Genomic DNA, 16080 nt, shown 5'->3' with positions numbered 1-16080 from the left:
ACAATTAAAAACATTTAATTATTAAATTATTATAAAATTGCTTTTATATAACTGTCCCATTGTTTTTTTATGAATATGGTAAAATTAATCTATCTTAATTAAAATATAGAAAAAGGGAACAAAAATGGGTTTAAGTAAAAAGAAAAAATCAATTATTATTCCGTTGTCAGTAGGTGTTATTCTTGCTGGTGCAGGAATCGCAATCGGACTTGCGGTACATCAAAGTCAAAAGAATAAAAGCTTTGATTTCGAACTAATTGGTGTAGTTAACAGTGATGGACAGACAGGTTTAGTCAAAGTTGACCAAAACACTGAACAGGAATTAATTTTGAACATTCCAGCACATAAAAAATTGAGTAAATTAACCATTAATGGTGTAGAAACACCAATTAATCTTATTAATAATCGTTTTCAACTAAAAGCAGACGGAGATAAAAAAATCAAAGCCACTTATGTTGATGAAACATATCAATTATCACTAGGTAAAAATTTGAGTGTACAAGATAGTATTAATTTAAATGCAATTCCTTATAATACAGAATTAAATTTAAATATTAACAAAAAGGACAACGAGGATATTGTTTCATTAAAAATCAACAACCAAGAAATGAAAGACATCATCGATAAGGATCATTTTAAATACCGTATTACTGATAATACTACTATTTTTGTGCAATTAGAAACAAAAAAAGAAACAATTGCACCTATAAAACCAGAAACACCAATTCTGCCTAAAGAACCAGAACAACAAACAGACGAAAATGTTACTGAAACGACAACACCAAGTGTTGATGAATGAAACACATATAATCAAGCAAGTACTTTATCTTACCCAGATATTGACCATATTAAATTTAGTTCTTTAGATGTTAATAACCTTGATTCATCAATGTTTAGTTTTGCAAGCAATGATGTTAATTTGACATGAACACTTATACGCTTAACTAAAACTAATGAAGGTTTAGAGCTAATTTACCAATTAAACAAAAACGGTGTTGCATCCCCAGAATTCAAATATACTTTCCCTAAAACTGATTTTGAACCAGAAGACAATCAAACAGAAACTAATCATTCAGAACCTGTTCAACCAAAACCAACTGAACCCACAAAACCAAACACAAATCCAGAACCTACACACCCCGAAACACCGGTTGCATTCGATTTTAGCAAATATCAAAATCAAACAAATGTGCAATATAAAAATGCTCATCAAACTACTTTTGCAAACGCTGATGTATCAAACGCAAACAATTTTGTTTTAACAAACCAACAAGCAACAAATGATGGTGTTGCATTAGTCTTTTTAAGTGCGCAAAAAGAAACACAGCCAAATAAACAAATTGTTGTTTCTTACCAATTCACCAAGGATCACCAACAATCAACAACATATACTCTGGTTATTGACTATTCCCAATTCTTAGAAGAACAACCAAACAATGAAGTTGAACCACCAGCACCTGCTCTAACAAGTTCCTTAACACTGACTGGCTTCTATGAAGCAGATAAAGTTGTTGACCAAAACACAAGTGTAACATTAAACTTAAATATTCCCGCAAATCATAAATTAGTTTCATTAATGGTAAATGGTGTGGAGAGTAAAGACAATGTGACAAATAGTAGTTTCACATTTGTCCCCACAACAGACAATTACAACATTATCGCAAGTTATGAAATTAACAAGTACACTTTGACATTGGGAGATAATTTAAGCGTTTCTAATACTAATTTAGATTTAAATGCAATTCCTTTTGGAGAAACAATTACTGTTAATATTAATGTCCCTGAAAACAAAAAAATAGATCAATTAAACGTTAATGGTTCAAATGCTAAACGCCGTGTTAACAACAATACAATTGTTTTAAATATGCACAATGATATGAATGTGAGTGTTATTTTTAAAGATGCAACACCAACTAAACAGTATTATTCATTAACATTGGGTCCTAATTTAGTAGTTTCTGATCAAGTTCAAATTGACCATCTCTTAGAAAACAAACCAATTAAAGTATTTATTGATACTCCATTGAATAAACGACCTTTTAAACTCCTTGTAGATAATGAGGATCAAACTAGTAGTTATGATTTGAGCAAAGGTTTTTTTGAATTTATTCCTACTAAAAATAGCAATTTAAGTATTGAATTTCAAGATGATACATCCAATACATCTGCATTTGTCGATTTTAGTTCCGTAGACAACCAATTGCAACCTAATTCACTAGAGGTAGGAAATGGTTTTTTAACCACAAAAATTAATCACCCTGTTCTAATTAAGATTATCGCTCCCGAAGGACAACAAATCAAAACGATTTTTGAAAATCAAGTAGATAAAGGACTTGCTGCTTCAGCGGACGGCAATTTAGTCGTGTTTATACCAACTGGAGCCAATTATTCAGTCATTAAATTAACTGCCACTTTTGAAGAAAAAATAGAAGCCAAACCAGACAAGAAACAACTAACAGCAACTATTAAATTAGCGAACGAAAAGAAGGCGTCAGCTACATACATTTACGAAGATAACGAGACAGAAAAAACGCATTTTGATACACAATTAACAAATGCCCAAGCAATCTTTAATAATGAGAATTCAACACAAGAAGAAATTGATGCAGTTGTTTTTTCTCTACAGGATGCAATGGAAAATCTTGATGGACAATTTGAAAAACAAGTAATTGATTTTAAAAATATTTCCAAAGTTGAACTTTATCACATTACTGATAATGGCGAGTTAAATATAATTACTGGACTAACATCTGGTATTAATAGTCCTACAAATTATTTGGTAAAAATTACAAATGAAAATGATGAAATTTTCTTCCCTGTCAGTCGGATTGAGGATCTAAATAATAAATTTAATGTTGTAGTTGATCAGCCTCAATTAACTTACTTTAACCAAGAAAATGATCCAATTAATAGTTTTACTTTTATAGTTGATAAAATTGCAAGCGCAGAAAATGTTTATACTGATTTTAAAACCCTAGTTAATGCTATGAATAACGCAACTGAAAACCAAATATTCTATATTGGTGCTGATTTGCATGCAGAACCAATCAGTGCGGATGCATATGTAACTAACTTATTTAAAGGAAAATTACAAAGTATTGATGGACAAAACTTCAGTATTTCAGGTTTACAAAAACCATTGTTTAAGAGTATCGAAAATGCAACACTATCTAATTTTAAAATCTTAAACAGTGATGTCCAAGTTAATAAAACTGGAGGTGTGTTGGCATCAACTGTCCTTAATAGTATCGTTAACAAACTTTATATTGATGCAAATCTTTCATATACTCGAAACGGTATTGATACAGTCGATGTTGGTGGAATTTTCGGCTCTATTCGCGGACTCAATGCAACTAAAAACGTCTTTAAGATTAATTTAGCAATTAATGACCAATCAAGTAATACGCAACCCTATGGATTGCTTGCTTCAAAAGCTACAGGCTATAATACTACAATCCCTTTAACATTTGATAAAAACTATCTTGAAGGTACTTATACTTTTAATAACCAAAAAACAGGTAATAAACCAGAACTTGCCAATATTATTGGTAGTGCTTCATTTGGAACCATTGAGAATTTAGTCACTAAAATTAATAACGGTTTTAACACTAATGATTTTAAAATCAGTTCTAGTATGAACAACACAAATTCAATTTACAAAATTAGTGATGTGACAAATCAAAACAACTTGACAGATGCAGATGCGCAAGCAAAATTAAAAGAATGAGGAATTGATAGTAGTCCCCTTTTAAAAAATAGTTTTGCTGTAGTTGATTTCAAAACTGTTAATGACTATGATGAAACAAGAATCACGGCGTACTATAATACACAAAAACTATTACCTTTTTATGACCGTAATACAATTGTTAAGTATGGTAATAAAATTAGTACATCATCAAGTTTATTTAGTAAAGAAATTGTTAGTATTTTAACATTACATGATAATGATGTGATAACTAATCTTTATGATAAAAACGAAATCAACAAGATTTTAGTTCGTTTCAAAGATAACAGTACAGAAACGTTTAATTTAGAAACACCAACTAAATTTGAAGATACAAACATTTATCAGTATGTCTTAAGTGATAATCTATTGTTTACTCCGTATCAATTCCTTGTTGCTAACGATAATTTTATCGATAATTTAGCGCAGGAATTTGCGACTCTACAATTGGATTCTAATGACTTCAAAACAATGATTGGTTTTGATGCATATAACGCAAAATACTATCCAAATAAAAATGGGGAAGACTATAGATCATTATATTTGCAAGATGCATTTAATTCGGTTAAAAACAATATTAAATCTTATTTAAAAAGCATTGTAGCTAATTATAAGATCGGAAACCTTGAGCAAACAAACTTCACTAGTATGTTAAAAAATGAAATTTTAAGTAATAAAAAACAAATTATGTTGGGGTTAACTTATTTAGAACGTCTGTTTAAAATTAATTTTAATAATATTAATATTTTAAACATTATGATGTTCCAGCCTAATTTCTATAATGGTCAAATTAAAAATTTAGATTTATTAAAGGAAATCGGTAGTCTACAATTTGAAGATTTATTAATTCGTAATAACTATAATACATTTGAAAAAATCTTTAAAAAACTAACTAATAAGTCGTTATTTGAGTTTCTTGAATTCAATAATCAATTATTTAATAACAACCAGGATATGAATGATTGATTCAAACATAATACCAAAGCATTTGTGCACGAAGAAAAATCGTCTAAATTTCCTGAAATTGATGTTAATGTATATAACCGTTTAAAAGTAAAAAAAACAATGAAGAATTACATTTTACCTTTGTTGAATTTACAACAAAATAATATGTATATCATCTCCACAATTGCAACTATTTACTTTGGAGGATATGGTCGAAGTATTGATGAAACCCTAACAGATGATGCATATGCTCGCGCCTTAGCTACAACTAACCAAAAAATAGCTGATAGTGCCGTTGGTTTTAGAAAATTCCAAGAGTTACTATACAGTATTTCAAATGAAGCAGGAAAAAATGAATTAAAATCAACAATTACCGAAATTTTTGACGGTTATTATATTTTGTCCAATACTCCTGAGGGACAACCTGAACACCAAGGTAGTGATGTTAAAAGACGTTGAGCAACAGAATTTGATCCAAAATACACAGTTATTAATCAATTCTTCGGACCCATTGGACGCTATTACTCACAGTCACCACGGAAAGATTCAGCATATGCAAACCAAAACACAAAAATGATTTTCTTTGATAGCGTTGATGTTTTGGGGGATGAAGGTGCAGTTACATTAACTCACGAATTAACCCACGCATATGATAGAAAAACATGATTACAAGATCATAATTATCGCCCTGGACACGGTCCAGAAGCCTTTGCTTTAGGTTTCTTTGAATCAGCATCAAGTAATAATGCGTATTTCTATGGTTTTAATTTCGTTAAAAACCTTTATGGACAAGTAACAACAAATAATAGCATTGATAGATTTACTAATAAAAACGATTTTCAAAGTTATTTAAAAGGTCTGTTTGATACAACATATTTAATTGATGGCATTGAGGCAGAAATCTTGTTAAATTTATCAAATGATGATAAAGCGCGTTTATTTGAGAAATTAAGTTTACAAAAAGATGACGACAGTATTAAAACCCACTATTATTTCTATAAAAATGATGATGTAGCCAAGGGTTATTTACACGCGATGGATTTAAAAACTAGTTTAACTGCCGCTGAAATTGCAAATATGAACTTGCGTACAATAGATGATTTAATTGACCAAAATATTATCTCTAAAAGTAATCTTTATACCCACAAAAATTTATTTGATCGAAACAATAATGAAAACTATTATTATGTTTCTTTGTATTATCCTATTTATGCGGCCTATACTAATGATACAGGTGTATCCGGAGGGTTAATATTCCGTCGAAACGCTTTCGAATTACTAGCAAACTATGGCTGAGATCGTGGTTTTGTAAACTACACAACTGATGCCTTAAGCTCACAACTGGCAAACGGCGAAATCTTATCCGATGATGTCGTTCTAAAGAAAATCTTTAATGGTGAATATGAAAATTACAAAGCTTTCCGTAAAGCAATGTTTGCACAGCGTTTAAATAAAAAAGACCAAATTAAACCAATTAGTATTCACTATAATAATCAAAACTATAACTTAACCAATGGTGCTGATATCAAAGCGTTACTGCAAATTGCCATTAATAAGGATCTAGAAACCATGCGTTTAAATGGATGAGCATTCGAAAGACAAAAAGTTAAAGAATTAATTATCAAGAAATTTAATGAAATAACTAATAATTTCCGTACATCAATTTTTAATGAATAGTTAAAATATGAATAAAAAAGAATCTTTTTAACAAAGATTCTTTTTTATTTTATTATTCATCATTAAACACATCTGTGTAATTTTCAGGATTTAAAAAAGCGTTGCGCTTAATTCGTCAATAGAAGCTTTCGGGATTTTTCTTGTCCTCTTTTGAGCCATAAATGGAACGAACCTGTCCGTCGAATAAGTGGAAGGAAATGGGACCGTATTCAGTCGTATGACCTTCAGTAACTAAACCAATAGCATTTCCTAGATAATCGTAAATCATTGTTCCAGATGCGCCACCGGCTAGGTCTGTTGCATAACGATCGAATGCAACTTTAGTTGTAAGATATTGAGGTAAATATCCTCCCGCATTCATAAACACTGAACTATACATTAATAAGTACTCACGATAACGTGAACCAGAGACACTATCTTGGTTATCTGTTAAATCAGCAGGGAATGATGCAATATATCAATTTAGCGCTGAGTTGTCTGCAAGCAGTTTTGCATCTGGTGATAACTTAGTAAAAGGCAAATTCTTTCATTCCAAAAAGAATTGAACAACTTGTTTGTGTGGTTCTGATAAATTACGATACCATTCTGTATTACCATCACCATAACGTCTTAAAAGATCACTTAAATCAATAGTTCCAATTGTCATATCAAAATTGGCGTGTGAAGTGTGAATTTCATTACCTTCATTATCAACGATTTGGTTCATACGAGAATAATTATACACTTCATTGTAAACTAAATTAAAATCAGCGTATGCTCATTTGTAAAAATCATCTTCTGCTCGGTGTGGAGAGGTTGGGTGGGGATTGTTTGGGTCTTTGTCGATGATTTTAGGAACCATAATTTCTCCAATTAAACCCATTCTAGTAATATCACGATTATGAGCATTACCACCAACATGGTCATTAGTCGTAACCCAATAACGATTATCATTTGGATCTTCTGGTTTAACTTTTCCTAATAAATTTCATGTTCCAATTGTTGCTTTAAACGCTCGTTTACGTGCATTTACTATGGCATTAGTTTGATCCTCTTTAAAAAGACGTTTAGCAGACTTAAGCGGTAAATCAGGACGCTTAATAAATGGCGTTTCACGGAAATCATGGTAAGGTTGTAGAGGCAAATCAATATTATACACTGATAAATCAGGTTGAATTTGTGTAAGCTGATCTAATTTTTCTTCGTTATATAATAATTTTAATGTTTCATTAGTGTGCATAATTCCAAAAATTGTAGGACTAACTAAAACTGAACGCTGAGAACTAGTTGTATGTTCATACACCAGGCTTGTGAATTGGTAATCATTATTTTTTGCTTTAATTTTAAATGTTAACTCTTTTGTTGATGGATTGAAATCAACTATAAAATTAAACTGGTCACGCATTTGATTATATACGTGCTCCTGTACTGCTTGGGTTGTAAATAATTGGTAAAAATAGAAATTTAAATTTTCTAAATGATTGTGATTTAGTAAGTAATCATAACTGACAGGAACAACAATTTCTGTATTTTTCTTGCGAGCATCAAAGAAATCCCAATTAATCCGATCGTGTAGTTCAAGTTCAAATTTAAAAAATAAAATTGTTTGTGCAGGATCTAATTCATTTAAATTTTCAAAACGTTTTAAACCTTTAGTGATAATTGCTTCATGGCTATCGTTGTTAATAGCAAAAACTTTATTTTTTATTAATTCCCGCGGGGCATACAACATCAATGGAGCAACTGACTGATCAGGTTTTTCAATTTTGTAAAAATATGAATTTCTGTCATTGTCCTTATATTCAGTAAATAGCTTACGCTTATCTAATAAATGCTGAGCAATGGCTCACATATTGTTTGTCGCAAATTTAAGCGTCTTATTAGATGTATACTGGTTCCGTGTTTTTCATTCATCCCGTAATTTAAAACGATCATAAACATCATCGCTTGTCAAATCATTGTTATTTAATCCGTTTAAACTAAAATCATTTTGGTTGTGAGTTTCATAATTAAAATGATAACTAAATTGTTTGTTTAAAAAACTCCCTAAATTTACTGTATTAATTAATACAGCACTATTCTTAGTTACAACCCGAATAGCTTGTAGTTCATACTTATTAAATTCTGCAAATGTATTAAGATTGAATTTTCATAATTCATCAAAAGGAACACTAACTTTCTTAATTGGATTAAAATTAAATACATATTGGGTGTTTAAATTATCTGCATGGTGTTTGAATACAAAATCAAAAACCATATTTTTATAGTATTTTAAATCCTGTTGTTGGAAATTAAAAAACGCAGAACCATAAACAGTTTTATCAATTTGGTGACTAAAAAAATCAAAGTGTTCTAAACTTAATTCTGTTAAAACATGCGATTTAAATCGGTGGTTTTGGTTGTTATAATCAGGAATTACAGATACATCTTGATCAAGAAAAACATTAGTGATAACAAAATCTAATTGATCTTTTGGTAAATTATCAATATTAAATGTTGCTTGATTATTCATTTTTGATTGAGCGGTTAGTATTGTATAAAAAGGATTTGTAACATCAAGACCTTTAACCATAATTTTTAGTTCTTGATTTTCATTAATATTTTGATTAAATGTAACAGTCAAAACGTTGTCAGTTACACTATTTTTAGTAATACTAATTGGGTTTGTCGCCTTTTGGTATATGGGAACAGAAATGTTATTCTCATCAAGTAATGTAACGCGTTGTTCTGTTAAAGCACTAGAATCTAAAATATTAAAAACATATTGATTATAGTTTTTAGAACTGGGTGCAATTATTTGGTCATTAATTTGCAGAGTAAAATTTTTATGCATTGCATTTGCAATAAAATATATTTTTTCATTATCTTGGTTTTTAATTAGTTGAGCATATGTGGAAACTTTAGGTTTCACAATTACTTGGTCAACCTCTTCAAAATAATTATTTTGATTAGTATGTTGTGTTTGAATAGCTGCCTTTGTTAACTCATTTGCAATTTTATTAATTGTCGTATTTTGCAATACCGGTTCAACAGGATTGTAATTGTCATTAAAAGCGCTGTATGTTGGATTTAATGTCGCCTGGTCGTTTGGAATTGATTGGGTTGTATTGAAAACACTTTCGTTATCAAAAACAGTTGATGCACCTGCATAATTAATACCTTGGGCGTCAGCAAACAAATCAATTTGCTGAATTTTATATTGTTTATTATTTTCCAATCCCCTAAATGAAACAAATTTATTCGTTAATAAATTAATCTCTGATTGAACCACATTATTTGGTTGATTAACATCAACTAAAGAAATACGTGTATACAATGAAACATTATTGGGATTTGTGGCAAATCATAAAGTATACTTTTCTTGAGTTTCGTCGTATTCTAGTTGCTTAGAATTAAATGTGAAACTTAATTGTTCTTTTGCTGTTGTGAAATGTGTTGTAAAAGGTTTTAAATCAAAATTCTTAGTTTCTTTTGTCGTTTCATTAGTAAATGAAAGACTCTTGATTTCATAATTGTTACTTGGTTGTAATTCGTTTAGTAAAAATTCATATTGGGTTAATGAATTAGAAAACTGATAATTTTTAGATAATAGTTTGTCGGTATTTTCTTTTTGATAAGTTAAAAGCAGATTTCCGGCAGGTAAAATTTGATTAAAAGCAACGTTAACAGTTGCACTGCGCGGCTGAATGTTATCTGTTAGCAATCTAACTAATGCTAATTCTGGTGTTGGAATACTAAATTCCTTATTTGGTAGTTGACTAATATCAATTATCTGAGTACTTGTTTTTAAGCCTGTAATTGTGTACGTTTGATCAAAAAACAAGCCAGTTAGAATAAACTCTACATTCGTACTTCCAACACCCTTGTCTACACTATACTTTTCATTACCAACACTTAAGATAAATGTAGATGGGTTTTTTAGTGGAGCAGATAAGTCAAAGCTAATAGTAACCTGATTATTAGCACTAATTAATTGGTTAAGATTATTCACCATAATCATTTCAACATTTTCTGGTTGGGATTGAGGTTTATTTGGTGTTACTTCTTCTGGTTTGGCAACAGAATTATTCTCTGGGGAAGTAACATCTTTTTCCTTATCATTATTTGGTGTTTGGGGTTTATCTGGTGTTGTTTCTTCTGGTTTGGCAACAGAATTATTCTCTGGGGAAGTGACATTGTTATCATTTGGTGTTTGGGGTTGAGATTTTGGTTGTTGCTTTTCCTCTAATTTAGGTTTTATTTGTTCGGGTTGTACCTTAGAATTATCTTGTTTTTTTGGCCCTACTTTATCTTCTATTTTTTGAGAGGGCTGATTAGGATTATTAATTTCAGGAATCTCAATCGGTTCATTAGGTTGTTTTTTATAAACACACGCAGCACTAATTGCGGTTAAAAAACCAATAATACTAATTGATGCTAAAGTAACTTTTCAAAAATGTTTTTTTAATTTCATAATAATATCCTTATTTTAAATTTAATGGTTTTTTTACAAAATTACTTGGTGAATATCGTTCGGGGTATAAATAAGACAATAAACGCATACGTTCATAAAATGATGTTCAGTTTCGAGGGTTATCGCCCGTTCCCATATATGAATATTTATGGCTATCATAAACTAATAGTCCAGAATATTCGTTCGAGCGTTCACTAATTAATCCTACCATTTTACCGTCACTATCATACACACCACTTCCTGAACCACCAGCTGCAAGATCAACTGCAACTTGATTGATATTAACAGCTAAAGTACTTGATTTTGCACCAATATATGAAATATTGCCAACAGAACCATAATTTCCAAAAATATATTCTCGATAACGTTTATTACTTGTTGAATCTTGGTGTTGGCTTGATGAAATAGGGTATCCACCCATAAACCAATTAGCATTCAAATGATCCTGTAATCTCCGTCCTTGCAACGAAATTTCCACCATTGGTAAATCCTTTAGTTCTAAAAAGAATCTAATAATGCGTTTTTCATCTACACTTAATGTGCGGCCGTTGTATTGAGCATTTTCAAGTGTTTCCAAATTAAAATTTTCAAAGAATCAACTAAAATCAACGATCCCCACAACCAGATCCGTACCACGTTTTTTAGAATCAGTAACTTTTTCCCCATATGTGTCACGTGCTTCGTTTAAGTAACTATATTCATTGGTATTTTCAAAATTAGCAACCAATTCAATATACACATCCGGACTATTAATCATTCATTCTGAATCATATAAATTACCCCTTGTGTCGGGTTGAGTTGGATCCGTTGGTTTGGTTAATAAATCAGGAACTTTTCATTTTGGGTCAGAATAACGGATTACTGGTAATCCATCTTTAGAACGACTTGTTACACGACGAACACTTTCTCAAACATGATTATTTGTATTCACATAATAATGATAATCATTAGGGTTGTCCGGATTAACTTTACCTAGAATATTCCAAGAACCTGTACCATATGAGCCAAATGAGAACGCACGTCTTCTTACCTCTTTATTTCCCTTAGCTGTATCTTCTTTATATAAGCGCTTTGCAACATTTTTATTTTCTTTATTGATTGCATTATATTCATCAAAGAAATTAAAATATTTTGGTTGACTTAAACCATGACGGTCCGCACGGGTATTAATAGATAAGTGATTATTTTCACCACCTAAAGGCGTTGCATCATAATATAATTCCGGATTAGTATTGGCAGGTTTAGCATAATTTCACATTACTGTCAAATTCCCCAAGTAAACTGTTGTTTGGTTCGCAAAATATTGATCTCCTAAGAAATCTACTAGGTGAATATTGGAACGACGTGGAATAATTGTGAACTTCATTTTTTTATTATCCAACAATTGAAATTTGAATTGGAAACGCTCATTAATTTGTTTTTCTAAATATGCATTTAGTTTTAACGATTCTACACGTGGAATATAGCTAAACGTTGCATTTTCAACTGTTTTTTGTTCCTTTAGTTGTTTTCAACTAACAGATACATAAATAAATGAAATTGACTTGTTGGGGATTGAGTTTGTTGGTGTTAATGTACTTAAAATTTGGCGAGTATTTTCCAGTTCTAATCGGAATGTAATAAAACTGTCGTCAGCAACGCTATCTGTATTTTTAAATTCATTTAAATCTTTTTCAATACTTGCTTGTGTATGATCTTCATTGAATTTAAAAATTGTGTTTGTAATAATTTCGCGCCCAGTGATATAATTATAATCCATTTTTTGATTATCTTTGTATAACTCAAAATGTTTATGATTATATTTGCCAAAACCATCATCAGCAATGCCACGGTAATAAAGATAACGTTCATATTCCAAAACCGCAAAATAGTTTTGTAATGAATATGGAATTTTATTGACCTGTATATTCTTGTTGAAATCAATTGCTAATAAATCAGTTCGTGTCAGATCTAAACGATTAGTTACAAAAGTACTATCTGTGTTATTCGTTATTAGCATTGGTTGATTTTGTTTATTAGTTTCTAAAATTTCGCTTCCTCAATGATCGTAATCAAAATGATAGGCAAATTCCTTGTTTACATCACTATTAATTGAGAAATTATCATCATATTCACGTAATGTTTCTGGTTCAACGACACTCACATTTATTAGTTGATATTTTAAAGTTTCGATAAATCCGTTAATTTGGAATTTTCATAATTTTTCAAACGGAACATAAACATCTCAATTTTTTAAAAAATTATAACTATATAACTCTAATTGATTTGCATCAAATGCGGGGCGGAAACGGAATTTAAATCATTTGTTTTTAAAATAATCATAATTATTTTCACTAATATCAAATTTCGCACTTGCATAAATTACTTTGTCAATATCATCTTTGTAGAAATTTAGGGCACTAAGATTATAGTTAGTAAGTGATGGAATCGTAAATTGATATTTATCCAAAAAACCATATTCATTTAAATTATCATCTGCAAGGGATTTAGTAATAATAAAGTTTTTAATATTTTTTGCTAAAACAGATTTATTAAATGTCAACGTGTGACTGTTTGAATTAACCGTTGCATTCACCATTTTTGCATATGGTTCAAAGGCATTAGTTGACTTAATTAATAATTGAACAACTGTTGTTTGTGGTTTTAAATCGTTTACATAATTAACAGTAACTATCTCGTTGTTAACATTAACACCAGAAATTTGTAATGTTGCTGTCACATCAACTGCTGATTCATTCGGAATTTTAATTGTTGGGACTCCGTTTAACAAATAAGTTTTTAGGTTTCTTGGTGAGTTATTTTCGCCCAAACGCAAAACAAGACCTAAAATCTGTTGAACTTCAGCTTTATTGAATGTTGCTTCGATTTTCCCATCATATGATTGTGGATACCCGTTATAATCACTTTCTGGCAAATGAATATAACCAATTGTCCCATCCGGTTTTAAAACCTTTAAATAAAATGCATTTGGATAATACAAATTAGATTGTTTTTTGCGCAATAAAACCTTAAACGTTCATTGACTATTTGATGCGGGTCACAACTCTCAATCATTTTCATTAAGGTACTCAAAGGCATCAGAATAGGTATCATGGGTGTGTTCTGCTTCAAAAATTCCTTTCGGTTTCACAAAGTCAGTGATTTCCAGATTATTCTTCTTCAAAGCACCAATTGTAATTTTGCTACCTTCTTGAAGACCTCTAAGTGTGGCTTTATATTTATTAGCACTAACTGGTGTTAAATTGACATTTATTTTTTCAAAAATATTGTCAGTGTTAATAGATTTGTTCAATTCTAAAACAAAGTTTGGATTATTAGTTAAATTAGCATTAATAATAATTTCGATACTAAAATTTTCGGATGTCATTTCCGTTTTAATAACCCGAGCACTCTCATTATTTTGATCAACATTTAAAATTAATTCTTCATTTGTAATCGAATCATTTTGGTGGCTATTTAAATATGCAAAATAACTATTTGCATTATACGTTCTTTTTAGTGTTTCATCATTACTAAAATTACTAATATTAATTAAATCATCTGTATATGTGCCCCGTGTATTTGTGTTTTCTGGCACTAAATCCATACTGCCAAAAGCGCTTTGACGATTTCCAATATTTGTGTTTACTGCTGGATTATTTTCTAATGTTGTAAAGGTTAACGGCGAACTTGGTAATAATAAATTTTTATTATTTAAACTAACTGAATCCAAGCTATATGTTGTATTTGCGGACAAGTTATTTAAATCAATATACAAGTAGTCAGTGTTCACTTCATATTCTAAAACCGTAACAGATGATGAACCAATATTATTAAAGTTAACTACAAAATCTTTTTGTTCTTGGTTTGCCAAAGTGTGTGATCCAAATTTTAATTTTAAATGTGCACTATTTGCAGTTTTAGTAATAGTTTCTAATCCTGTAATAATAAATTTATCTTCAACAGGAGTTAGTGTTGTGAAAGTTTTTACTAACCCATCAACAAAATCAATTGATTCGTTGTTGTGCTGAAAAAGCATTAAGGTGTAACTAGTATCTGGTGCTAGATTATCGAATCTAAATGTCACTGTTTTATTATTTGGGTCATAAGATGTATTAGTTACAGTTCTATCGTCATTTAGTGTTAAAGTAAAATTCTTAACATCTTCTTCGTTAAAGTTTTCTAGATTTAAAACTATATCAACAGTATTTGTGGATAAATTATCAAATATAATTGTATTAACTTTTGCTTGAATATTTGCGTTTGGTTCAGGAGTAGATTCATGTTGATTAGATTCATTATCTTCATCAATTGTAGGCGGAACATCGGGAGTCTTTTCCGGATTACTAGGTTCTGGTGGTGTAGGTTGGGAATTATTATTTAAAGTTGTAAAGCTCAATTGGTTAGTGATGTCCGTTAAATCAATTAACTCATTATTTAATGAAACACTTTGCAAAGTATATTTTGTTTGTCTGTTTAAATTTGGTAAATCAATTTTCAATGTATTTTGTGTTGAATCATAGCTATTTGTATTAACTGATAAGTCATTATCAAAACTAAAGCTAAAATCTTTTTTTGAAGTATCTTTAAGCGTATGTTTATCAAATGTAATTAACAATGTGGCACTTGTTTCATCGACATTAGTGAATTCTAGTTTTTGAATACTAAAATCATCTTTTGGCATTACAACTGGTGGTTTTGGATTTCCTGGGGAAAGGGGTTCAGCAGGAGTTATTTTATTGGTATCATCGGGCTTTGAATCAAGTTGTGTATTTGGTTTTTCTTCTGTTGATTTTTGTTCTTGGATATTAAATCGTAATTTATAATGTTTTAATTCCGATAAATCAACCTCTTGATTTTGATAACTTAATTTCTTTAATTCATAAACACCAGATGAAGTTATATTTCCTAAATTAAATTGCAGCCCATTAGCATTTACTACTGGTCTTAAACCTTGAACAAGACTTTGGTCTTTTATATTTGCAAATGTAACAGTTCACTGGCTAGCATCCCCATATTCAGTTAGCAAGTTTGTTTTGAAACTAAAATTAACTTCTATATTATTTTTTGATAGTTCTCTATAAGTTAAGTCGGAGGCCTTAAGCGTTTTTTTAATAGGCGTAACAGGTGCAAATGGTAAATGCACAGGAGTGTTTTTCTTAACACACGCACTTAAAACAGTACTTAACCCCACTAGTGCAAAAACTGAACTTGTAATAGTAAGTAATTTAAGATTTTTTCTTTTCATCTTTATCACCTTTATGTATAAACTGAAATATATTTAATTATACTCTTATAAGCAAATAAATAAATGAGTAAAACA

3 protein-coding genes are annotated in these 16080 nt (G+C 30.2%); 1 reads left to right on the top strand and 2 read right to left on the bottom strand.

The window, feature by feature from the left end; translation table 4 throughout:
• Nucleotides 1-124 precede the first annotated feature (124 nt).
• Nucleotides 125-6346 (top strand): ZmpA/ZmpB/ZmpC family metallo-endopeptidase, encoded by a 6222-nt coding sequence (locus OF377_RS02090; RefSeq protein ID WP_263836238.1) that lies wholly within the window; start codon nt 125-127, stop codon nt 6344-6346.
• Between the two features lie 52 nt (nt 6347-6398).
• On the opposite strand, the gene OF377_RS02085 is transcribed toward OF377_RS02090, so the two are convergent.
• Both OF377_RS02085 and OF377_RS02080 read right to left on the bottom strand, forming a co-directional pair.
• Nucleotides 6399-10778 carry a hypothetical protein gene (locus tag OF377_RS02085; protein WP_263836237.1) on the bottom strand — a complete coding sequence of 1460 codons (4380 nt, stop codon included), beginning with the start codon at nt 10776-10778 and terminating at the stop codon, nt 6399-6401.
• A 10-nt stretch (nt 10779-10788) separates the two neighbouring features.
• The gene (locus OF377_RS02080; protein ID WP_263836236.1) at nt 10789-16005 is read right to left on the bottom strand and encodes a hypothetical protein; all 5217 of its coding nucleotides are present in this window, start codon (nt 16003-16005) and stop codon (nt 10789-10791) included.
• Nucleotides 16006-16080 lie beyond the last annotated feature (75 nt).

Source organism: Ureaplasma sp. ES3154-GEN (assembly GCF_025780075.1).
Classification (GTDB): domain Bacteria; phylum Bacillota_I; class Bacilli_A; order Mycoplasmatales; family Mycoplasmoidaceae; genus Ureaplasma.
This window is presented reverse-complemented; position numbering and strand designations above follow the sequence as displayed.